Source organism: Mesorhizobium sp. WSM4823, assembly GCF_055811195.1.
This window is the reverse complement of sequence record NZ_JBVVQL010000008.1, coordinates 281,298-303,219: the sequence shown is the minus strand read 5'-3', so window position 1 is coordinate 303,219 and position 21,922 is coordinate 281,298. Positions and strand designations below refer to the sequence as shown.

Below are 21,922 nucleotides of genomic sequence, written 5' to 3'. Positions count from 1 at the left end.
GGCCGCAAACACGGGCCGGCGGACCTCGATTGCGATCCCATCGACCTTCCGCGCATCGAGATTCGCGGGGACCGCTCGCTCGATGACTTTGTTGCTACGGTCGAGGCTGTTCTCGGATGAACGGCGAACTTGTCAGTGTCACCTCAGTGTCCCGCCCGTTTACCTCGTTCGCAAGTCTATTGGGCGACTTGTCTATTGGGCGACTTGAGACACGGCTGACATCAACTCCTGCGGGCTTGGCGCCGCAAACATGTATCGCCCACCCTCTGGAACCTCCGTGAAGCTCCAGCGGACGATCCCCTGCCGGTCCAGCAGGAACTGACCGACCAGTTGTCCGTGTCCCGTTGCCATCATCTGCTCGTCGGCTTCGGTCAGTTCGTAAGGGTCCTTCTTGTCGAGGATTTCGCCGGCCGCAAGAGGATCCATAGGACCGGGCAACTCGCTCGGTATGTCGACCCGCATATCCTTTACCGCTGCCATCGAAACCTTGTACGGCCAGTTCGTCTCGTTTTGAGTGAATTCGAGATTGGGAAGTCCGAAAGCACGATGTGAAGCGCGTTCAGGGTCGGAGGCCGCGAGCAGATTCGGTATCGGGTGGTAGCGGAAATAGAGACGCGCCCGTTCGATCGGCGTGTTGACCACCGTCAGGCTCTCCACGCCCTTTTCGCGCAGTTCCGGATCAAACCGCGCCTGGGCGGCAATATGGCGCCGGCAAAACGCACAATGCAGACCTCGAAACAGGCCGACCAGCACCGGTTTTTGTCCGCGAAAGTCGTCAAGCGCAATCTTGCCTTCCTGGGTAATGGCGTCGAGAACCAAGTTCGGCGCACGGTCGCCCGGCTGAAGCGGTACCAAGTCACCACGCGCGGACATTTCCAACCTCCAACCCGGCTAGTCGAGAAAAGGCAGCACCACAAGCGCTTCCGGGTCGAGCCCGTGCTGGGCGCATATTCCCTGCGCCAGGGAAAAGTAGCGTTCGGCCTCGGCCAGATTGTCGAGGTCGAGATTAAGCGTTGCGAGACCATCATAGCACGGAAACAGCAGTTGGGGCTCGCCCGTTTCGCGGGCTACGTCGAGTGCTTCGTGGAACAAGCCAACCGCCAGTTCCGGATGGCCGTTGCACTGGTGGATCTGCCCAAGCACGATCAACGGCACCGGCAGATGCTCGCGCTGGTCGAGCGCCCGGTCGATCTCTATCGCCTTCTCGGCAGCAGGCACGCCCTCCGTTGGACAGCGATCCGTGAAAGTACAACAAGCGACCGCCAGATTGGCGAGGAGGCGCGCCTGGAAACCCAAATCACCAATATGGCGGGCCACTTCAAGACCGCGCCGACAGACCTCCATCGCCTGTGCCGGATCGATGGTCGTGTAAAGCACGCCGAGATTGGTGTAGCCGCGGCAGGCCGCGCCCAGTAGACCGGCGGCTTCGGCCAATTCGATGCTACGTTCAACCTGACGCACGGCTTCACGGTTTTGCCCGAGACGAGCCAGCGCAACAGCCTTGGTATTAAGTGCCTCGGCTGTCACGAGAGTGGCATCGCACCCTACCTCGGAGACATGCTCCGTTGTCAGAGTGCGTACGCAATCCAGCGCCGCGTCTGCCCGTTTTGCCGCGAGAGCGTGATCTCCGCTACGGAACGCCTGTCGGCCGCGTTCTTGCCAGAGATGCGCCTGCTCGATCGGGGCGTCCGCTCCATCGAGGAGCGCTGCCGCTTCGGCATAGCGGGATTCTGCGCTGTCCCGCTTGCCGACGTCCCAGAGCAGCCGACCGATCTTGCGTAAAACGCGCGCCGAAGCGACACGGTCGGCCGACTCGCGGTATGCTTGCAACACCGTCTCGTAGTGGTGGTGGGCGATCTCGCGGCGGCCTGCCGGACCGCTCAAATCGGCAATGCGCTCTGCAATTGCCAGTTTGAGCGGTGTTTGCCCGATCGCGGCCAACGCAGCCAGTGCTCGCTCGTAGAAACGGAGGGCGTCGTCGTTGGCGTATATCATGCGAGCGCGATCGCCCGCCGCCTGCAGGTAATGCGCGCCCCTCTCTCGCTCGGCGCTCTGTGCGAAATGATGACCGAGCACGGTCAAATCCTCGAGCCGTTCCGGCTTGTCGCCGAACAGTTGCTCCAAGGCAGCACCGACCCGCCCGTGGATGTCGGTCCGGCGTTGCAGGAGCAGATTCTGGTAGATCACGTCCTGCAGCAATGTTTGCGTAAAGCGGTAGCTTTGCGATGAGACCGAGCCTGATCCAGCAACTTCCTCGATGATTTCCGCATCGCAAAGCAGTTCGCAGCCGGCTTCTAGCCGGTCGGGGTCGGCTGTCACGGTTTTCAGAAGTGTGGCATCGAAGCGCGGGCCGATTACCGCGGCTTCCTGAGCCAACCGGCGTACCTCTTGGGGCAGCCGGTCGACGCGAGCAAGCAGCATTGCCTGGATAGTGGCGGGAATGCCGGTTGCGACTTCGCCTGCCACAGTCCGCCATCGCTGGCCCTCGCGCATCAGTACACCGCGATCGATTAGGCCGCGAACGATCTCCTCTATAAAAAGGGGGTTGCCGCCCGCGCGCTCAAGGATCTGGTCGAGAAGCCCTCCTGCGGCGTTTATCCAGCTCTCGCCGAAAAGCGCCGCGAGCAGGTTGCGTCCGTCATCATTGTTGAGCGGCGAAAGCCTGAGCGCTGTGTGACTGACCCGATTTGAGTCGAGCTGGCCGTTGTCCGGCGCCGGACGATGCGTGACCAGCAACATCAACCGCGTGCGTTCCAACCTGTCCATCACGAAACGTAGTGCCTCAAGCGACACGGCGTCGGCCCAGTGCAGGTCTTCGACGACAATCAACAGCGGCGACAACGCAAGCCGCCGTTCGATGATTGTGCGGACTGCGTAGAGAATTTGCCGCCGCAGTTGCTCGGGCTCGACATGCTGCAGGGTGGCATCGGGGTCGCCAAGGCCGAGCACATGGTAGAGCAAAGGCATCAGCCGCTTCGCCTCTTCGCCCTGCAGGCCTAGATCGGTAAGCAAGCCTGCGAGCTTCCCCCGCACCTCGTCCCCACTGTCGTTTTGCATCATCCCGGCAGCGCTGCGCACCACTGCGCTCAAGGCGCCAAATGATCGTTCGCCCAGCGGTGAGCAGGTGGCTAGCCGCACGGCGACGTTGCGAAAACGATCCTCGTCGCCGACGCGGGCGACGAACTCCTTCACCAGCCGCGATTTGCCGATACCGGCTTCTCCGACGAGGCGGACAAGTTGGGCCGAACCGCTGCACGCCTGGTCAAGGCTTGCCATCATTCTATTGAGCTCCGCACCACGACCTATTATCGGCGCACTGAGGCCGAGTGCATCGAGCCCACGCGCGGCACGCGGCGCCGCAAGCGGTGCATCCAGTCGATGGACGAGCACACTGCCAGCCTTGCCGCGAAACACGACATCACCCAGCGACTCGTAAGAGAAGGCATGCCGGGTCAGCCTGTGAGTGAGCTCGCCTACCAGCACCTCACCCGGTGCGGCCAGTGATTGCAGGCGTTGCGCCGTATTCACTGTGTCGCCGGTCACCGAATAGGATTTGGCGGTGCCGATGCCCAATCCACCAGTAACGACGGGACCAGTGTTTATGCCGATGTGGAGTAACAGAGGCGAGCCGGAGTGGAAGGTGCTTTCGCCGAGCCGCGCCGTCCGGGCGATCATGTCGAGAGCGGCGCGAAGCGCACGTTCCGGATCGTCCTCATGCGCAACCGGCGCACCGAACAAGGCGAGCAGTGCATCGCCGATGAATTTGTCGACGAAACCACCGAAGTTTCGCACGGCCGCCGTCAATTCCTTGAACAGTTCGTTCTGCAGCGCTTGCGTGACCTCGGGGTCAAGCTGCTCGCTGAGTGTCGTGAAGCCGCAAAGGTCAGCGAACAGGACTGTTACCGTCCGGCGATCGGCGTCAGAGACGGGATGCAGCCTATCTTCGCTTTCGATGTTCGGAAGCAGCGACGGAGTTCGAGAAGGCGGCACAATGGTCCGGCTTGGTGTCGGAGCAGGCCGTTCGACGGCTTTTGCGGGCGCACCGACGCTCGCCCCGCATTTCGGACAGAACTCGAAATCAGGTGCGCAGGGGTAGCCGCAACTGGCGCATGGCACGGGCTGGCGCCTGCCACACCTCGGACAGAAAGCGTAACCGCCCTCAACCTCGAAACCGCAGCCCGAGCAGTCCATAGGACATGACCTCACTAGGGGCCGTGACGGCGTGATCTCGCTACGCACTTCACGGCCAGGTATTTCACAAGGATGAACCGATAACCGTCGACCAGCAAGCGGCAGCACAAATGGGCATCAAGCGATCAGTGTACGTGGGGTGGCAGAGTGTTGCCGATCAGCGGAGCCGTCGTCGAAATCCGAAAGACATCAGCGTCAAGGAAGCGGCCGGATCAGACGCCAGAGGCTCACCCATAGATCGCCGTCGCTTGCGGTTGCGGACCAGAAAATCAACCTGAAGTAAGGCTCAGCTCGCCTTGATCTCTGCCTGGCCGATCTTGCGCCATCGGGCGTTTTCGCGAACCAGTTTCAGGTCGTCGGTCGTCTCGGCAAATGTCCGCGAACGGTATTGCCGGAGCAGGTCCGGAAAGAGCGCCCCTTCCGGCAGGCCGGCAAGCTGCTCGCGGACCGAGATCTTTTCATCGATGACCCGCATGCCCCAGGCATTTTCCCGAACCTGGAGCTCCGCAGCCAGATCGCGCTCTTCCGGCGCGTTTTCATCTAGCGCAGCCAGCAGGATTGAGTGGAAAAGCGCTACGTAACCAATCTGTCTCAGGCCGCCCACAACCCGCACGCGCGGCAATATGGCAAGGACGAGGAACATCAGGAACAAGTTCGGCAGCAGCACGCCATCCAGCAGCGCCTGCCTGAGATGCGGGCGCTCGAACGGGATGGAAAGACCATGCGGCCTGTCAGGCTCGATCAGGTGCCCGTTCTCGAGGACAAGCTTGCGCACGCGCTCCTCGCGGACGCCCCAGAAATAGGCCGTGGCATTGGGCAGGAATCTGCCAAATGGGCTCGATGCGGCCGTTTGCAAGGCACATTCAAGACGCTGGCGCCTTGCGGGCTCGGTGAGCAGCCTGGAAAGAAGGCTGCCATCATGTTCTAGATGCCGCGCCACTGCGGCCGCGGCGAGCCGATCATCGATGAAAACCGGCAGGGCCATGCCGGAACGATCCCAATCGGCGACCAGATCCTCGTTGAGGGCTGTAAGGGCATCGGCGGCGGTTCCAAACACCTTGTCCTGACTGGCAAGCAGTGTGCCCAGCCAGCGGCTGGCATCGGTTTCATCGCCCACCGCTTCGAGCGCGCGCTTGTTGAGGGAGACGGGACCGGCCGCGCAGGCGCTTTTGCGGCACAGTTTGTGGCGTCCCATGCCAAACAGGTTGACCTTGTCGTCGCCGACATCGAGCCATCCCGGCCCCTCCCGGCCAATTGTCTCCATGGTCATCGTCGTTCCCATGAAGCCGAAGAAGGCCGACAGCCCGTTTTCGACCGCGCCGAGCCAGGCAAGCAGGAGGGCATCGAAGGTGATCCGGTCCATCAGAAGCAGGCAGTGCAGGCCGGACTGAATCACCGGTCTGTGCTCGAATTCTTCGAGGGCCCTGCCGATCTCTTCAGGCTGCATGATCACCGCAAGGCGCTGATGCAGGACTTCGCGCAGGATCGAGCGGGCAGCGATCGCCGGGCCCGATGCAGGCCTTGCCACCGGCCGCCACAGATGGCGGGCATAATCGGAAACCGGTGCATTCCAGTTCTGCTCGATGTCACGTACGACTTCCGGGCAGAGCAGCGACAGCACAGCCAAAATTTCCACCGGAGGCGCAGGGGTTGGGTCGGCGGTCATTGGTCCCGTCTAGCCGCTTGCGGTGCAAACGCCAAGTGAGACCAGACTTGCCGGATGGGGCCGCCCACACATAGATCATCAACTAAACAGCGGATCTCAGAACCGCAGCCGTGCCATGCTCAGAAGATCGTGGTACTGCCCGTCGGTAAAACCGGCCTTCACATGCCGGCCTTCGACCTCGAAGCCGTGGCTTGTGTAGAGACGGACGGCCGGTTCGTTGTCGGCATAGACGGTCAATTCGACCCGCTTCAGAGCGCGCCAGTTGTCGGCCACGTCAAGCAGCGCGCCAAGTATGGCAGAGCCGATGCCCTTGCCGACAAAGGCATCGTCAAGGCCGATATTGATCTCGCCGATATGCGAACGGCGCGGCGAACCCTGCACGATCAGGCTGCCATGGCCGACGACCTTGCCGTCCAGCTCCGCAACGATCCAGGTGGTTTCCTGTCCGGACTTAGCGATGCGCCGCTCCACCTGCTCCACCATCTCGAAGGGCATTCTGAGCGTGCCCCAGCGGAAGCCCGGCATGTTGAAGATAGCGCAGAGCGCCTCCGCATCGCTTGGCCGGACGGCCCGGAGCTGCGGCTGGATTTTCCCTTGGGATGGCGAGGTCGTGCTGGTCATGGCGCTCCTGGCGAAGGCAATCGGCCCGGCACGATGCACCGGACGTCACCTAAAAATCCAGCGTCTCTGCAACCTATGTTTCCGATTGCGAGCTAAAATACCGGGAGGCGGCGTAGAGTTTGAAGACGCCGCTGATGCCGATCCAGCCGAAAAGGGCCAGCCAGCACAATGTCCCGGTCGCCGTCCAGTCGATCCGGTGCACCGCGGCGTCGGTGACGACAATGCCAAGGATGGCAAGCAGGCCAACCAGAAACTGCGCAAGGCCGAGCACCAGCAACTCCTCGCGCGGCGCGCTTTCCCAGACGAGATATGTGCCGCCCGCGCCGGCAAGGAAGATGGCGCTGTAGACCTGGGCGTGGAAGGCATCGATCGGCCATGGCCAGAAGCTGCTAGATGTCAGGGGGAACAGCAACAGGCCGACGCCGTAGAACCCGAGGATCACCGCTTCCACCGGCATGTAGCCGCGCCATGCGGGATTTAAGATCACGCCTTTTGCAGAAGGACGGGCCCTGGCCCGCCACAGGAACAGCCCGGACACCGCGACCGAAGCAAGATACACCAAAAACCAGAGCCAGGGCGCTTTGCGCTCGAAGTTGAAATAGCCGAGATTGATGAACGAAGCCACCGACACGATGACGGTGAAGATGAAGGCCATGACGAGCACGAGCCTGCCGGGCGACCAGCGGTTCCAGACCAGCAGCGCCGCCATCACGACCGTTTCGGCGGCGTAGAAGCCGCCGAGGAAGCGGGCATTGAACGGCGTGACGGCCCAAGGCCAGCGCGGCTTGACCAGCACCGGCGCGAAAAATAGGCCGGCGCCCACGATCAGCACGATGATGACCACCACCGAGAAAAGGCGCAGGGCCGCGGGAAACGGCGGGTTGTTGGGTGTCGGCATGGGAGAAAGTCCCAAAGATGAATGCGCCATGGACCCATCATAGTGCCGCTTGCGACCGGTGAAAATCCGCCGAATGGAAATTGAACCGTCACCAGGGTTATCCATTCGAATGGCCGTACGGTCCGTTTCGAAGTAAGATGGAGCGCTCGGACCGAAGACCCGTCCGGTCAACACGCCCGGGCGCGCATTTTCGGGAGCCTGCACGATGAACGAAGCTCAGGATCTGTTCTCGCTTCTGCGGCAATCGACCGATGTCGATCCGCAGGCAATCGACGCGATCCAGCGAACCATCGCGGAGGGCAAGGACCGCGAACTTTGCCGCATCAATGTGCCAGCCTTCGCCAGCAAGCATGGCCTCGACGAGGAGCGCGCCATAAGCGCCTTTCTCCATGCGGCGCGGGTGGGCATCTTCGACATTTCCTGGAATGTTCTGTGCCCCGGCTGTGGCGGTGTGCTCGACACCAACGCCACGCTGAAAACCCTGCAGAAGGACGAATACACCTGCGCGCTATGCTCCGAGGACTATTCGCCGACCCTCGACGAGATGGTCGAGGTGACATTCACCGTCAGTCCCCGCGTGCGCAGGATTGCCGCCCACAATCCACACGAACTGCCGCTGATGGAATACTTCCGCCAGATCTACTGGGGGTCCGGCGTCGATCTGCCGGAAGAGGATTTCGCGAAAAAGATAGAAGCGTTCTCGCTGGAGGATATCGAGCTTGCCCCCGGTGAAAAGGCGGTTCTGCCCATACAGATTCCGTCTGAATTCATCATCGTCTTCGAGCCGGTCACCCATTCAGTGCAGTTCATCGACGGGAAGGGCGAACCAACAAAAGAGCGCCGAAGCCTCTCGTTGGTCTTCGACCGCGACCATGTCCAGAACCAGACGCTGGAGATGCAACCCGGCCCGTTGCGCATTTCGCTGGAAAACAGGACCGACACCCGCGTGCTGCCGACGGTCTTCATCGCCGGCCGGCTATTGCATGATTTCCTGGGCAAACGCCGGCCCTTCCTGACCGCCAAGCGCCTGCTCACCAACCAGACGTTCCGCGATCTCTATCGCACGGATACGCTCGACATCAACCAGCGCCTGAAAATCACCAGCCTGACCTTCCTGTTCACCGACCTGCGTGGATCGACCGAGCTTTACGAGCGGGTGGGCGACCTTTCAGCCTTCGATCTCGTGCGCGTGCATTTCCAGGTTCTGCACGAGATCGTCGCGGCGGAGGCAGGCGCGGTGGTGAAGACGATCGGTGATGCGGTGATGGCGACCTTCGCGACGCCTGATCGTGCGATTGCTGCGGCCCTCAGGATGCGCGATGCCATGCGTGAGCTCAACGACAAGAGCGGGCGCGAGGATCTGCTGCTCAAGATTGGAGTCCATGCCGGCCCCTGCATCGCCGTGTCTATGAACGAGCGACAGGACTATTTCGGCCAGACGGTCAACATTGCTTCGCGGGTCCAGAACCTTGCCAACGCACAGGCGATCTTCGCCACTCGTGCGGTGGTCGACGACAATCTCACCGCCGATCTGTTGCACAGGAACGCACTGACGCCCGTGCCCCACGAGGTCTCGCTGCGCGGCATTGAGCGGGAGATAGCAGTATATACGATCCCCTGAAGACTTGGCCCCTGAAGATTGGCCCCTGAAGATTTGGGTCGTCTCGGCCCCTCAGACGCGCCTGCAGAGGAAATAACGATCGGCGGGCTCCGAAGTCGGCGGCGGGAGGCGTTGCAGCAGCGGGTGATCGAGCGGTGTGCCACTGACCGCGAAGCCGCCGACGCGAAGCAGGCACGCAATCAGATCGGGAAGCCAGGTAGCGGTCACTGCATCGCGATCGTCATAGCCGGTGCCGATGTCGGCATGAACAAGAGCGGCGTCGATGCCAATGAACTTGCGGGCCGTCTCGCGTATTTCGCCGAGCACGAGGTTTTCAGCTTCGGGAATTGAGCTGGCGTGTGCGCCAACTTCGCGGTCGAACACCACGATCCGGCGCCCGGGCAGGCGCTCGCGCAGATGGTGGAACGTCCGGCCATTGCCGAGGCCGAGCTCGAGCACAAGCCCCTCCATCTTCGCCACCTCGGGGCAGATTTGATTGAGAATGTCGCGCTGTGCGGTCATCCTGCTGATGAAGTTATCAAGGCGACTCATATGCGATTTTATGTCCTGAACCAGCAGCCCCGATCGAGGCTTGCCGCATATAGAGGCGAACGACAAACCCTGCAATAACCCAACCGGCCGCCGACAAGCGTCATACGGGTGGAGTCGTCGGCAGGGCCGCGCGGCGGAACAGCGATCTCACTTGTAAGGGTCCGCGGCGTCCCGCAAGCCGTCGCCGAGGAAGTTGAACGCCATGATGACGAGAATGACGGGGAGCATCGGCAAAAGCAGCCATGGATAGAACGCGATGACGCTGACACTGCGCGCCTCGGTGAGCAGGATGCCCCAGCTGGTTATCGGCGCCCTCAGGCCGAGCCCGAGGAAACTCAGCGCCGTCTCGCCCAGGATCATGCCGGGGATGGAGATCGTCGCCGTCGCGATCAGATGCGACATGAAGCCGGGAATGAGATGCCGCCCGATAATGCGACTGCTCTTGGCGCCCATCAATTGCGCGGCCAGAACGTAATCCTCCTCGCGCAAGGCTAAAAGCTTTGAACGCACGGCCCGCGCCAGTCCGGTCCAGTCGAGCAGCCCGAGGATCACGGTGATGCCGAAATAGATCAGGATCGGACTCCAGGTTATCGGCATGATCGCCGCCAGGGCCAGCCATAGCGGAATACTGGGGATCGATTGCAGAACTTCGATTATCCGTTGAACGATCAGGTCGAAGATACCGCCGTGATAGCCGGCCAGTCCGCCGATGACAATGCCGAGCAGGAAGCTGAAACTGATGCCGACGAGGCCGATTGTCAGCGAAATGCGTGCACCATAGATGATGCGCGAGAGCACATCGCGCCCCAGCCTGTCAGTGCCGGCTAGAAAGAGCTGGCCGTTTTCGGCAGGGCAGACAAAATGCCTGTCACCTTCGATCAAGCCCCAGAACTGATAACTGTCGCCCTTGCAGAAGAAACGGATCCGCTGAACATCATCCTTGTTCTCGACGTAGTTCCGCTTGAGCGTGTCCATATCCAGCGTCATCTGGCGGCCATAGACGAACGGACCGACGAATTGGCCGTCGTGGAACAGGTGCACCCGCTGCGGCGGCGAATAGATGTAGTCCATGTTGCGCGTGTGCAGATTGTAGGGCGCCAGGAACTCGCAGATCAGTATCCCGAAATAAAGCGCTGCCAGGAATATGCCTGATATAACGGCAACCCGGTGCTTCCGGAATTTCCACCACATCAGCCGCAACTGCGACGCCTGAAAGACCTTCGACTGCTCCGGCGTCATCGCCTCGACCGACTGCAGGTCAAAGGGCGCGGTGGAAACGTAGTGCTGCAGTGGAGCACCCGGAGCGGGCAGGGGTGAATGCGTGTTCATTTGGTGCTGCCGCCCTGCAAACGAATTCGTGGATCAAGCAGCGCCAGCGCCAGGTCGGAAATCAGGACACCGATGACCGTCAGGAAGGCGAGGAACATGAGGAACGACCCTGCCAGATACATGTCCTGGCTTTGCAGCGCCTTGATCAGCATCGGCCCGGTCGTTTCCAAAGACAGTACGATCGCCGTGATTTCGGCGCCGGAGATGATGGCCGGCAGGATAGAGCCGATGTCGGAAATGAAGAAATTGAGCGCCATGCGCAGCGGATATTTGACCAGCGCCTTGAACGGATGAAGTCCTTTGGCGCGCGCCGTCACGACATATTGCTTGTGTAGCTCGTCGAGAAGATTGGCGCGCAGCCGCCGGATCATGCTTGCCGTGCCTCCGGTGCCGATGATCAAGACCGGAATCCAGAGATGGGCGAGGATCGACTTCGCCTTGGCCCAGCTCATCGGCTCGCCGAGATATTGCTGGTCCATGAGATGGCCGATGGATGTGCCGAACCAGATGTTGGCGAAATACATCAGGATCAGCGCCAGCATGAAGTTCGGAATGGCAAGGCCGAGAAGGCCGAAGAAAGTCAGGCCGTAGTCGCCCCAGCTGTATTGATGCGTGGCGGAGTACATGCCGATCGGAAAGGCGATGAGCCAGGTGAAGATGATCGTGACGAAGGAAACCAGCACCGTCAGCCACATTCGGTCCCCGACGACGTCGCGAACCGGCAGCTCATATTCGAAGGAATAGCCGAAATCGCCGTGCAGCATCCCGCCGACCCAGTAGAAGTAGCGAATGACCGGTGGCTGGTCGAAACCATATTCCTCGCGCATCATCTCGATGCGATCGGAATCCACCGCTTCGCCCTGAGCCCGAAGCTCAGCAACATAACTGTCGAAATAATCGCCTGGTGGAAGTTCGATGATGGTGAACACCAGTGCCGATATGACCAGCAGTGTTGGAACCATCACGGCGATGCGCCAGACAAAATATCGAAGCACGCTCAGGTGTCTCCAAGCCAGAATGTATCCGGCATGTAGACACCGAAATAGGCGGTCGGGTCGTAGCCGTAGAGCGCCTTGTCAGGCAGATTGCGCAGCCGCGAGGACACCAGAACCGGCTGATGCGTTCCGTTCACGGTGCCGATCGAAAACACCTGATCGGTGTAGATCGACAGCATTGAATTCCAGATTTCGGCGCGCTCCGTGGTTTCGGTCGATGCGTTCCAGCGCTTGAGTAAACCCATCAACTCGACCACTTCAGGAAGATCGGGCGCCTCACCCATCTTGCCGTGAGATAAGTAGTAAGCACCCCAGAGCGGCCATTGCAGCTGGTCGTCGATGGTGGGGGCCAGCTGGTACGGGTTCATGTCGGCGGTCGGCACGCCATTGTCGATGCCCGACCACATCGACATCATGACCTGGCCGCCAAGCGCGCGGCTGCGGAAGATATCGCGCTGCGAAGTCCGGATGAACAGGGCGATGCCGATCTTGCGCCAGTGATCGGTGATGAGTTCGAGCGCGTCGGTTTCCAGCGTGCTTTCGCCGGCCGTTTCCACGATGACCTGCGCAGGGCGTCCATCGGGAAGTATCCGCAGGCCGTCATCGTCACGCGTCTGAAGCCCGACCTCGTCGAGCAGGGCATTGGCCTGGTCGGGATCATGGGCAACCCAGGCTTTCGCGAATTCCGGCCGATAGAGCGGGCTCTCCGGCAGGACCGTATCGGCACTTTCCTGCGCCAATCCGTAGAACACAGCCATATTGATCTCGCGCCTGTCTACGGCGAGCGAAAGGGCGCGGCGCACGCGCACGTCACGAAGAAGGCCACGCCACACTTGGTCGGAACAATTCAGATTGGGCAGCAGCGCCAGCCGCGAACCCTGTGTGCGTTTCCACAGATGCATCTTCACCGGGTAGCGCTTCTCCGCGTCCTTAAGGAAGGCGTAATCGCTGAAGTCGATCCCCATGCATTGCAGGTCGCTCTCGCCCGCACCGGTCTTGGCGGAGATGATCGCCGACGAGCTGACATTCATGACGATCCGGTCGACATAGGGCAGTTGCCGGCCATTCTCGTCTATTCGATGAAAGAACGGGTTGCGCTCGAAGACGAATTGCTCGGCCGGCGGTTTGGTCCGGTTCTGCCAGGGATCGAGGGTCGGCAGTTCCGGATTCTCCGGGCGATACTGCCGCGACATGCGGATATGCAGGAGCGTCCATTTCTTGGCCCGGTTCTCCTTCATTAGGCCGGCGAGGCGGAATGGATCCTGGTATTTCTTGTGGAACTGCTTGAGATAGGCGGCCGGCAGAACAAGCGATAGCGGCGAAGCAGCAGCAAGCTTGGGCAGGAAGTCGGGATTGGGCGCATCCCAACTATAGCGGACCGTCAACGGATCGACGATCTCGAAGCGTGGCGGCCTGCCGTCCGCCAGTAGGGTCGGGGCAAGCCCGCCTTGCGAAAGCTCATCGTTCAGCCAGACATCTTCCCAGCAATAGCGAAAATCCTCCGGCGTCAGCAGGCTACCGTCAGACCATTTATGCCCTTCCCGAATCTTGAAAGTGAAGACGCGATCGTCCGTTACGTCGAAACTTTCGAGAATGTCGGCTTGCAAGTTAAGCTTTTCGTCATAGCCGACCAAGCGAGCATACCCGTAGATCGTCATCATCCGGATATCTTTCTGGCTGCCGATGATCGTGCGCAGCGTGCCGCCATGCTGGCCGGGCTGCCGGCCCATCGCGGCGAGGTTCAACGCGCGCGGGCTCTTGGGCAGGCGTTCGGCGAGTGCTGGCAGCGCCTTGGCCTTCAGCCGCGGCTGAAGAAATTCCGGCTCCAGATCGCCGGCACGCGACGTGCCCGGCAGAAGTGCCGAAGCCATGAGTCCAAGGACGGTGCGCCGGCTGATCAATGGCGTAACTCGCCGACATCGGCCGTACGCCGGGCCAGCACAAGGTGGCCGCCGCCAAGGTCGAGCGACGACAGCATATCCTCGTCGCCTTCCTCGCGGAACTGCGGTCCCCATGTGCTGGTGTCGGAAGCGCCGCCGAGCTTCAGCGCCTTGAAATCCATCGGCCTGTCGAGATCGGGGAAAGGTACTGCGGCGACCAGCGAGCGCGTGTAGGGGTGGACCGGTTTCCTAAGCAGAATTTCGCGCGGCGCGAGCTCGACGATACGCCCGCCGCACATCACCGCGATGCGGTCTGCCATGTAGTCCACCACCGCCAAATTGTGGGATATGAACAGGTAGGTCAGGCCTAGTTCCTTCTGCAGGTCCTTCAGAAGGTTCAGGATCTGCGCCTGGACAGAGACATCAAGCGCCGAAACCGGCTCGTCGCAGATCAGGAGTTCAGGCCCCAGCGCCAACGCGCGCGCGATGCCGATACGCTGACGCTGCCCGCCGGAGAAACTGTGCGGATAGCGCTTGATGAAGCGCGGATCGAGCCCGATTGCCTGCATCAGGCTCTTGACCGTGGCAAGTCGGGACGCGGTATTGCCACGTTGATGGATTTCCAGCGGCTCGCTCAAGATGTTCTCCACCGTCATGCGAGGTGAAAGCGACGAAACCGGATCCTGGAAGACCATCTGGATTTTGGCGCGCAGCATGCGCAGGGCGTCTCCCTCGGCTTTCAAGACGTCGATCGGACCATCGCGGCCGTTGAAGATCACAGAGCCGCCGCTAGGCGTGACAGCCCGCATGAGGATCTTGCTGACGGTGGTTTTGCCGCAGCCGCTTTCGCCGACAAGACCCAGGCACTCACCCCGCCTGATATCGAAGCTCACGCCGTCCACGGCGCGAACAGAGGCTTGATGATCTCCGCCGAACCATCCCGACTTGCGGATGGTGAAGGTCTTGGCCAGATCCCTGACCGACAGCAGGATGTCGTCTGGCCCCTTCGATACCGGCGCCGTCTGCTTGCCAAGCAGGTTCCCGACATTCACCGGCACCTCGCGGAGCGCCTTGAGCCTTTCGCCAGGCTTCAGGTCGAAATGCGGAACGGCTGCCATCAGGCCCTTCAGGTAAGGGTGGCTTGGCCGGCGGAATATCGCCTCCACGAGTCCCGCTTCCATGATCTCGCCATGGTACATGACCACCACCTCGTCGGCGACATTGGCGACCACGCCAAGGTCGTGCGTGATCAGCAGCATCGCCATGTTCAGCTTCGTCTGAAGCTCGCGCAGCAATTGCAGGATTTGCGCCTGGATGGTGACGTCCAATGCCGTCGTCGGCTCGTCGGCGATCAACAGCGCGGGCCGGCAGATAAGCGCCATCGCGATCATGGCGCGTTGACGCAATCCTCCCGAAAGTTCAAAGGGATACATGTCATAGGCGCGCTTGGGGTTGGGAAAGCCGACAAGGCCAAGCATTTCCTCGGTCCGCGCCTTGCGCTCCGCCCGAGCCATGGGCGTATGAATCTGCAGGGATTCGCTGACCTGATTGCCGATCGTGTGCAGCGGCGACAGCGATGTCATCGGCTCCTGAAAGATCTTGCCGATGCGGCTGCCTCTCAACGCCCGGATTTCGGGTCCGTCACGCGGCATCTGCAGAATGTCCTGCGTCGTGCCGGGCTTTTCAGGATCGGAAAACAGGATACGGCCGCGAACATGGGCTGTGTTCGGCAAAATGCCCATCACAGCCTGGCTGAGAACCGATTTTCCGGAACCGGACTCGCCCACAAGCGCAGTAACCTTGCCGGGCAGGACGCGAAGATTTGCACGCCTGACGGCATGCAACGGTCCCCCTACAATGGCAAAAGAGATGCCAACATCCTCGATCCGCAGCAGATCAACGCCCGAATTCATTCTCACACCAGCCCCACTCTGGTCGGTCCAGAAGGCGAGACTAGCGCATTGCCAGCCTAGAGCAACTTAGATTCGAAACGGTCGCAAGTTCCCTGGCGGAACCGGCGGCCAGGCTGTACACCAAAGGCGTTCCGGTCCGATCGTGGTGGTTACTGGAGCTTCCTCGGGTCGCCCGCCGACAGCCGCGCGGCATCGCGATGAAGCAGCATGACCTGCTCGGCATCCGATACTCGGTCGTAAATCGGCTCCAGCGCACCGTCTTCATCGAGTGCGAGAGCACCCGACAGATCGGGTGAAAGCACCGTCAGCTTCTGCTTGATACCAGCCAGTTCCTCCTTGCCGAGCGCCAGCCAACTGTTGGCGCCGCAATAGCTGGCGAAGTCTTTGCTGGCGAGAACGCTGTGTGGATATTTCTTGGTCAGGGTCTGTAGGCGCTGGACCTCGTTCACAGCCGAGCCGAAGACAGAGAATGTGAGCCGGTCTGTAAGTCCGACGTTGCCGAACATCACGTTGCCGACATGCAGGCCGATACCAAAGTTTATGTCGCTCAACCCCTGCTGTTTTCTGCGCAGGTTGAGCTCCATCATGCGAGCGCTGGCCTTGTGCGCTGCCGCAAGAGCAGCCTGGCAGGCGATCTCGGACTGCGAGCGGTGCCTTTCGCAAGGATAGACGGCAATGAAGCCATCCCCCAGGAAACTCATGATCTGCCCGCCTTTGCGATTGAAAGGTGCAGCAATGGCATCGAAAAACTGGTTCAGCGTATCGATATAGATTTCGCGGCCGGAGGTTTCGGCGAGCTTTGTCGACCCGCGCATATCGGCCATGACCAGTGCGGCCCGGATTGTGTCGCCCTCGCCGCGCTTGATCTGGCCGTCCAGCACGCGCCTGCCGGCGTCGCCGCCGAGATAAGTGGTCATCATGTTGTCGGCGAGTTTGGTGAGCACCGCCATCTTGGTTGCTATAGCGAGATGGTTCTGGATGCGCAGCAGCGCCGAAATCATGCTGTCGCTGAAGCCTGCGGCACTGTCGGTGGACCAAGACCCTAGCATGCCTTGACTGGTGTTGCCGCTAAAGGGATGGACGAAAGCCATGTAATCGGTGACGCCCATACGTCTGAGTTCATCGAAAACAGGAAACTCCGACGGCACCGACGGGTCGAATCGGCGCCGCAGATGGTCGAGCTTGTTGCTGAGCAGATGGTAGTATGGACTGGTCAGAAACCTGTCAGAATGAACGCCGTCCTCCTTGCGGAAGCCTTCCACTTCCAGGCCCTGGCCGCGAAACCAGGTGAAGCCAAGCGCGTCATAAAGCGGATGAAGCATCGAAAAGCTCAAATGCACCCGCTTCAGCGGCAGGCCGGCAGCAGCCAGCCGTTCACAAAAGCCTTTTACCAATGTTTCCAGGTCGTTGCCTGCCAGCGCCGATTGGGTCAGCCAATCGGCAACCTTATCCATGAGAATGGTGGAAATTTCTGCTTGCGCTGTGCTCATGCTATCTCGAAACCCGTCGAAGACGAGCCATCTCCTTTGATCCGCCATACAATCGAAGTCAACGAAGCCGGCTTCGCCGGTAAAAGCCGGCGAAGAACTTCCCGGATGACTGTCCTTGCAGGAGGGAAGCTGGCGGAAACCGCATCTATCTCCCGCAACACTATGTGGCGAGACTGCCGGCGGAGTGCAATCCCGATCCTGACATCGGGCAAAAAATTCGCCGGCTCGGCCACCGTTAGGCCTTCACCACCGTCTCTCGGGCTAGCCCGAGGCGGCCAAAAACATTGCGTGTGTCGACGATCAGAAGAGCGTGATCAGCGATCGACTGATAGTCGATCGCGTCGTGGTCGGTTGCAACGACGACAGCATCGAAATCTTTCAAGGCCGCCTCGGTCAATTCGACCGAGCGGCGCCCCTTGATCGCCATATGCTCCCGTGTGGGCGGGATTTCGGTAACATGCGGATCGTGGAATTCCGCGTTGCCGCCCCATTCCTCGATGAGTTCAATGAGCCGCAATGAGGGGCTTTCGCGGATGTCGGGCACATTCTTCTTATAGGCGAGCCCGATGATGAGAATGCGCGAGCGGCTGAGCGCCTTGCCGCAGCGCCGGTCCAGCGCCTTCGCCAGTTCATCGACCACATGACGCGGCATGGCCGTGTTGATCTCTGCCGCCAGCTCGATGAAGCGGGTCGGCAGTTCGTATTCGCGCGCCTTCCACGTCAGGTAGAAGGGATCGATCGGAACGCAGTGCCCGCCAAGTCCAGGGCCAGGATAGAACGGCATGTAGCCGAAGGGCTTGGTCTTTGCCGCCTCGATCACCTCCCAGATGTCGATGCCCATCGCACCGAGCACGACCTTCAACTCGTTGACGAGGGCTATGTTGACCGAGCGGAAGATGTTTTCCGTCAGCTTGACCGCCTCGGCGGTCGCCGTACTGGAAACCGGAACGACGGTCTTGACCACGCCCTGGTAGAAAGTCTGAACGAGCGTCGCCGCTTCAATGCCGTCGCCTGCCACGACCTTGGGGATCGTCGCGACTTCAAAGCTGCGGTTGCCGGGATCCTCCCGTTCGGGCGAGAAGCCGAGGAAGAAGTCTATCTTCGACTGTAAGCCGGTTTTTTCCAGTATGGGCTTGATCACGTCGTCGGTGGTGCCGGGATAGGTGGTCGATTCCAGCACGATCAGCTGGCCGAGACGTAAACGCTTCGCGATGGTGCCTGCCGTGTCCCTGACGAAGGAGAGGTCCGGCTCTCGGTGTTTCGTCAGCGGTGTCGGAACGCAGATGATGATGACATCACAGACGGCCAGTTCGGCAAAATCCGCAGTGGCGCGGAACCGTCCGCTCGCCACCTCGCTGGCAAGGGCTGTCGACGTCACCGCCTCAATATAGGATTGGCCGTTGTTCAGGTTCTCGACCTTCTGGGCTTCGACGTCGAAGCCGGAAACTGGGAAGCCGGCGCGTGCGATCGCAACCGCCAGCGGCAACCCGACATAGCCGAGTCCGATCACGCCGACTTGCGCGGCCCGTGTCGAAATCCGGTTCAGAAGATGGTCATATGTCGATCGTGAGGCGTCCAAAAATTCTGCTTCCCGTCAATTCGGACAGGCTGTCCGCACCTATGGCGAGGCTCACCATAATCCCGAGAACATGGCCGAGGCATATTGCGGAAAATCGGTTTCCGCAAGCCGTCATCAGACCGGCACCTTCGCCTTCAGGCTTGCGGCAGCCATCGCATAGCCGCCGGCGGCGCCGTCGATGAAATGAACGTGATCGCGCTGCAGCGGCGAGGCGACGAGGCATGTCATCAGGGCCGATTTCTGGCGGTGCAGGCCATAGTTGCAGATGCCCGCCGCCTCCGCCTGTTTCAGCCGGTTCTCGATCCGTTGCAACACATCCGCGTCAACGTCGATGGTCATCTTCAAGCCGTCGTCGAACTTCCGGAAATCCGAATTGCTGGCCACCTCGCGTTTGTAGATCTTCGGATCGAAACTGCCGATCGTCCAGCCACATCTATCCGTAACAGCCGTAAGCGTCATCAGGAACACTACCCACAGCTTCGACAGCCACCGCCATCCTGCCGGTGCCATGGCCCGCGCCTCGATATCGAGACCGGCGGGCAGAAAACTGTAGTCCGGCCCGTTCACCGGCACCGGGTGGCCATCGCGTTCCTGCCTGCCGGCAAGAGCGATGATGTCGGAAGCCAGAAACTGAAAACCGCGCAGGTCGCGCGACGCCCCCGGTACGGCTATGATCGAGACGATTTCACCATGGCGGGCTTCGATCGGGTTCCAGCGGCAGGAGAGGCCGGTCAGATCCGGCCGCGCGCCGGCCGGCGCAGGATCGATGCGGTAGCGCCCCGCTTTCATCTCGGCTTCCGCCCAACTGCCGCCACCTCCGGCGAACATGGCATAGAAGACCGCATCGGAGGCCTGAAACCTCGCCACGCGAACGTCCAAGCCTTGCGCTCTTATATCCTTTATCGGCACGATAGCGGCACGCAAGGTCAGATCCAGTTCGTCCGCCACCCATCTCTGGACAGCCGCCAGCGCGTTGCGGGTGATCTCCAGCGCGGAGCCAGGAAACGCCACGAGCGCACCATCGCCGCCGAAGACAAAGGGAAGATCTTGCCTACCCAGCGCATTGAGCAGCGCCGAAATGACGCTGGCGCCGGCCATATTGACGGTTTTATAGCGCCCCGCCTCGATCGCCTTGGTCGAGCCGACGATGTCTGCGGTGGCCAGCGCCCAGCCATCGGGGAGGGGCCGATAGTTATCGATATCGGCAACGCTTTCGAACCTTGCGAAGACCGGCAAAGAAGCGACAAACGGTTCGGACGCGGCAGCTGTTTCCATGAGCATCAGATAGCACATTCCAGTGCTTGAAGGTGAAGTCGATCATGCATCGAAATTGACTTGCACAGGCTTTCCGATGATAGGGTCCGACGATGCGAATTGCTTTCTACGCGCCGCTGAAGTCACCCAATCATCCCGTTGCCTCCGGCGACCGCCAGATGGCACGGATGCTGGTCAAAGCGCTGGAGCATGTAGGGCATAGCGTCGAACTGGCATCCGAATTGCGCTTGTATCTACGCGAACCGGAGTCGAAGAGTTTCGATGCGCTCAAGATCGAGGCCCAAGAGGAGGCCGCGCGGCTGACCAAGCTTTGGGATCGTGAGGGCAAGCCCGATCTCTGGTTCTCCTATCATCTCTATTACAAGGCGCCCGACCTGATCGGGCCCGAGCTGGCGTCGGCCTTTGCTATCCCCTATGTGACAGCGGAAGCCTCCTATTCGAGGCGGCGCAACGCCGGCTTGTGGGCCGATACGCAAGCATTGGTGGCGCGAGCCGTCGAACAGGCAGCACTGAACATCTGCTTCACGCAAAGGGATCGCGAGGGATTGACAGATGCGATTCCCGACGCCGCTCTCGGTCTGCTTTCGCCCTTCATCGACACATCAGTATTCCGGGAAACGCCGGCACGGGGTTGTCCAACGCGCCTTGTTACCGTGGCCATGATGCGCGCGGGCGACAAAGTCGAAAGCTATCGGATGCTGGCGCAAGCACTCGGTTCGATCGGCCACCTGCGCTGGACCATGTCGGTCGTCGGGGACGGGCCTGCTTGCGGCGAGGTCAGAGCGCAATTCGCCGGCTTGCCCGCCGACCGTATCGAATGGCTTGGCGCGATAGAGCCAGCCGCCGTGCCGGATGTCCTGTACAGCGGGGGACTCTATGTCTGGCCGGGTTGCGGCGAGGCCTATGGCATTGCCTATCTCGAAGCACAGGCCGCCGGCCTTCCGGTGGTGGCCCAGGACATCGCCGGCGTGCCGGAAGTCGTGCGGGATGGTCAAACCGGGTTCCTCACCCCGCCGGGCGATGTGGCGGCGTTCGCTTCTGCCATTGAAAGGCTTCTGGCCAGCAACGACGAAAGAACCATCATGGCCGATCAAGCCAGACGTTTTATCCTCGAGGAACGTTCCCTCGCTCATGCAGCGGCGCGTCTGGCCGAACTTCTTGCGAAGATCCCGGTTTCATGACAACCGATCAGATCTGGCAGCCCTTGGTGGAAGAGCTGGCGTGCTGGCGACGGGCGGCCCGCAAGGCAGAGTTCTGGCTGCGCGACGATGACGCCGTGGATCCGACGCCTGAGCTTGATCGGCTGCTCGAGCTCACCGGTGAGTTCGCGATTCCGGTCACTCTGGCCGTCATTCCGGCTATGACTGATGAGAAGCTTGTCGTCCGGCTCGACGAGGCGCCGCATGCCACGGTCGCCATCCATGGCTGGGCGCACCGAAATCAGGCGCCCGAGGACCAGAAAAAACAGGAGCTCGGCGCGCATCGGCCACGCGAGGCGATGCTCGATGATCTGGCTCGCGGATTATCGCACGTAACCTGCCTGCACGGCGCACGTGCCGTTCCGATGCTGGTTCCACCCTGGAACAGGATCGACGCCGGCTTGGTATCCGACCTCGGATCAATAGGATTTGCGGCATTGTCGGTCTATGGGCCGCCGAAGCCGGCTTCACTGGCGGTCATCAACAGCAATGTCGACATTATGGATTGGCGTGGCCCCCGGGGCTGCCGCGATCATCGCCTATTGGTCCAGGCTATCATCGCGCAATTGCGGCATGCATTCGATGGCGGCGAACCGGTCGGCCTGCTCACCCACCATCTCGTACATGATGAATCGGCCTGGCTTTTCCTCGAACGGCTGTTCACAGTCACCGCACAGACTGAGGCCTGCGCATGGGTTCCGATCAGGACATTGATCGCGGGTAGAGGAAAATAG

16 protein-coding genes are annotated in these 21,922 nt (G+C 61.0%); 3 read left to right on the top strand and 13 right to left on the bottom strand.

Going from position 1 to position 21,922, the window contains the following annotated elements:
* Positions 1-192: 192 nt before the first annotated feature.
* The 5 genes from AC0L26_RS21360 to AC0L26_RS21340 form a co-directional block, all read right to left on the bottom strand.
* Complete coding sequence (locus tag AC0L26_RS21360; protein WP_473634373.1) at positions 193-873, bottom strand: redoxin domain-containing protein; 681 nt, start codon at positions 871-873, stop codon at positions 193-195.
* Between the two features lie 18 nt (positions 874-891).
* Complete coding sequence (locus tag AC0L26_RS21355) at positions 892-4,191, bottom strand: ATP-binding protein (protein ID WP_473634372.1); 3,300 nt, start codon at positions 4,189-4,191, stop codon at positions 892-894.
* 286 nt (positions 4,192-4,477) lie between these two features.
* Positions 4,478-5,857: a hypothetical protein gene (locus AC0L26_RS21350; RefSeq protein ID WP_473634367.1), complete on the bottom strand. Its 1,380-nt coding sequence runs from the start codon at positions 5,855-5,857 to the stop codon at positions 4,478-4,480.
* A gap of 96 nt (positions 5,858-5,953) precedes the next feature.
* Positions 5,954-6,478 carry a GNAT family N-acetyltransferase gene (locus tag AC0L26_RS21345; RefSeq protein WP_473634366.1) on the bottom strand — a complete coding sequence of 175 codons (525 nt, stop codon included), beginning with the start codon at positions 6,476-6,478 and terminating at the stop codon, positions 5,954-5,956.
* 73 nt (positions 6,479-6,551) lie between these two features.
* Complete coding sequence (locus AC0L26_RS21340) at positions 6,552-7,580, bottom strand: hypothetical protein (protein ID WP_473634365.1); 1,029 nt, start codon at positions 7,578-7,580, stop codon at positions 6,552-6,554.
* A 1-nt stretch (position 7,581) separates the two neighbouring features.
* Here AC0L26_RS21340 and AC0L26_RS21335 point away from each other — a divergent pair, with 1 nt between their 5' ends.
* Positions 7,582-8,997 (top strand): DUF5939 domain-containing protein, encoded by a 1,416-nt coding sequence (locus AC0L26_RS21335; protein WP_473634364.1) that lies wholly within the window; start codon positions 7,582-7,584, stop codon positions 8,995-8,997.
* A gap of 51 nt (positions 8,998-9,048) precedes the next feature.
* Here AC0L26_RS21335 and AC0L26_RS21330 read toward each other — a convergent pair whose 3' ends face one another.
* The 8 genes from AC0L26_RS21330 to AC0L26_RS21295 all read right to left on the bottom strand — a co-directional run bounded on the left by AC0L26_RS21330 (position 9,049) and on the right by AC0L26_RS21295 (position 20,007).
* Positions 9,049-9,528, bottom strand: a complete 480-nt coding sequence (locus AC0L26_RS21330; RefSeq protein WP_473634363.1) for a class I SAM-dependent methyltransferase — start codon at positions 9,526-9,528, stop codon at positions 9,049-9,051.
* Between the two features lie 147 nt (positions 9,529-9,675).
* Positions 9,676-10,857, bottom strand: coding sequence for an ABC transporter permease (locus tag AC0L26_RS21325; RefSeq protein ID WP_473634362.1), 1,182 nt, complete (start codon positions 10,855-10,857; stop codon positions 9,676-9,678).
* Entirely contained in the window at positions 10,854-11,852 is a 999-nt protein-coding gene (locus AC0L26_RS21320; RefSeq protein WP_352936177.1) for an ABC transporter permease, read from the bottom strand. Before AC0L26_RS21320 ends, AC0L26_RS21325 begins: the two co-directional genes overlap by 4 nt.
* Positions 11,853-11,854: 2 nt before the next feature.
* Positions 11,855-13,753 (bottom strand): ABC transporter substrate-binding protein, encoded by a 1,899-nt coding sequence (locus AC0L26_RS21315; protein ID WP_473634361.1) that lies wholly within the window; start codon positions 13,751-13,753, stop codon positions 11,855-11,857.
* Positions 13,750-15,645, bottom strand: coding sequence for an ABC transporter ATP-binding protein (locus tag AC0L26_RS21310; protein WP_473634360.1), 1,896 nt, complete (start codon positions 15,643-15,645; stop codon positions 13,750-13,752). The genes AC0L26_RS21315 and AC0L26_RS21310 overlap by 4 nt, the downstream gene beginning before the upstream one ends.
* 149 nt (positions 15,646-15,794) lie before the next feature.
* Positions 15,795-17,135: an adenylate/guanylate cyclase domain-containing protein gene (locus AC0L26_RS21305; RefSeq protein WP_473634359.1), complete on the bottom strand. Its 1,341-nt coding sequence runs from the start codon at positions 17,133-17,135 to the stop codon at positions 15,795-15,797.
* 235 nt (positions 17,136-17,370) lie between these two features.
* Positions 17,371-18,714, bottom strand: coding sequence for a nucleotide sugar dehydrogenase (locus AC0L26_RS21300; protein ID WP_473634358.1), 1,344 nt, complete (start codon positions 18,712-18,714; stop codon positions 17,371-17,373).
* 114 nt (positions 18,715-18,828) lie between these two features.
* On the bottom strand, positions 18,829-20,007 hold the full coding sequence (locus AC0L26_RS21295; protein WP_473634357.1) for a DUF3095 domain-containing protein: 1,179 nt from the start codon (positions 20,005-20,007) through the stop codon (positions 18,829-18,831).
* Between the two features lie 74 nt (positions 20,008-20,081).
* On the opposite strand from AC0L26_RS21295, the gene AC0L26_RS21290 reads away from it, so the two are divergent.
* Together AC0L26_RS21290 and AC0L26_RS21285 are read left to right on the top strand one after the other, a co-directional pair.
* Entirely contained in the window at positions 20,082-21,170 is a 1,089-nt protein-coding gene (locus tag AC0L26_RS21290) for a glycosyltransferase family 4 protein (RefSeq protein WP_473634356.1), read from the top strand.
* Positions 21,167-21,922, top strand: a complete 756-nt coding sequence (locus tag AC0L26_RS21285) for a polysaccharide deacetylase family protein (protein WP_473634355.1) — start codon at positions 21,167-21,169, stop codon at positions 21,920-21,922. Before AC0L26_RS21290 ends, AC0L26_RS21285 begins: the two co-directional genes overlap by 4 nt.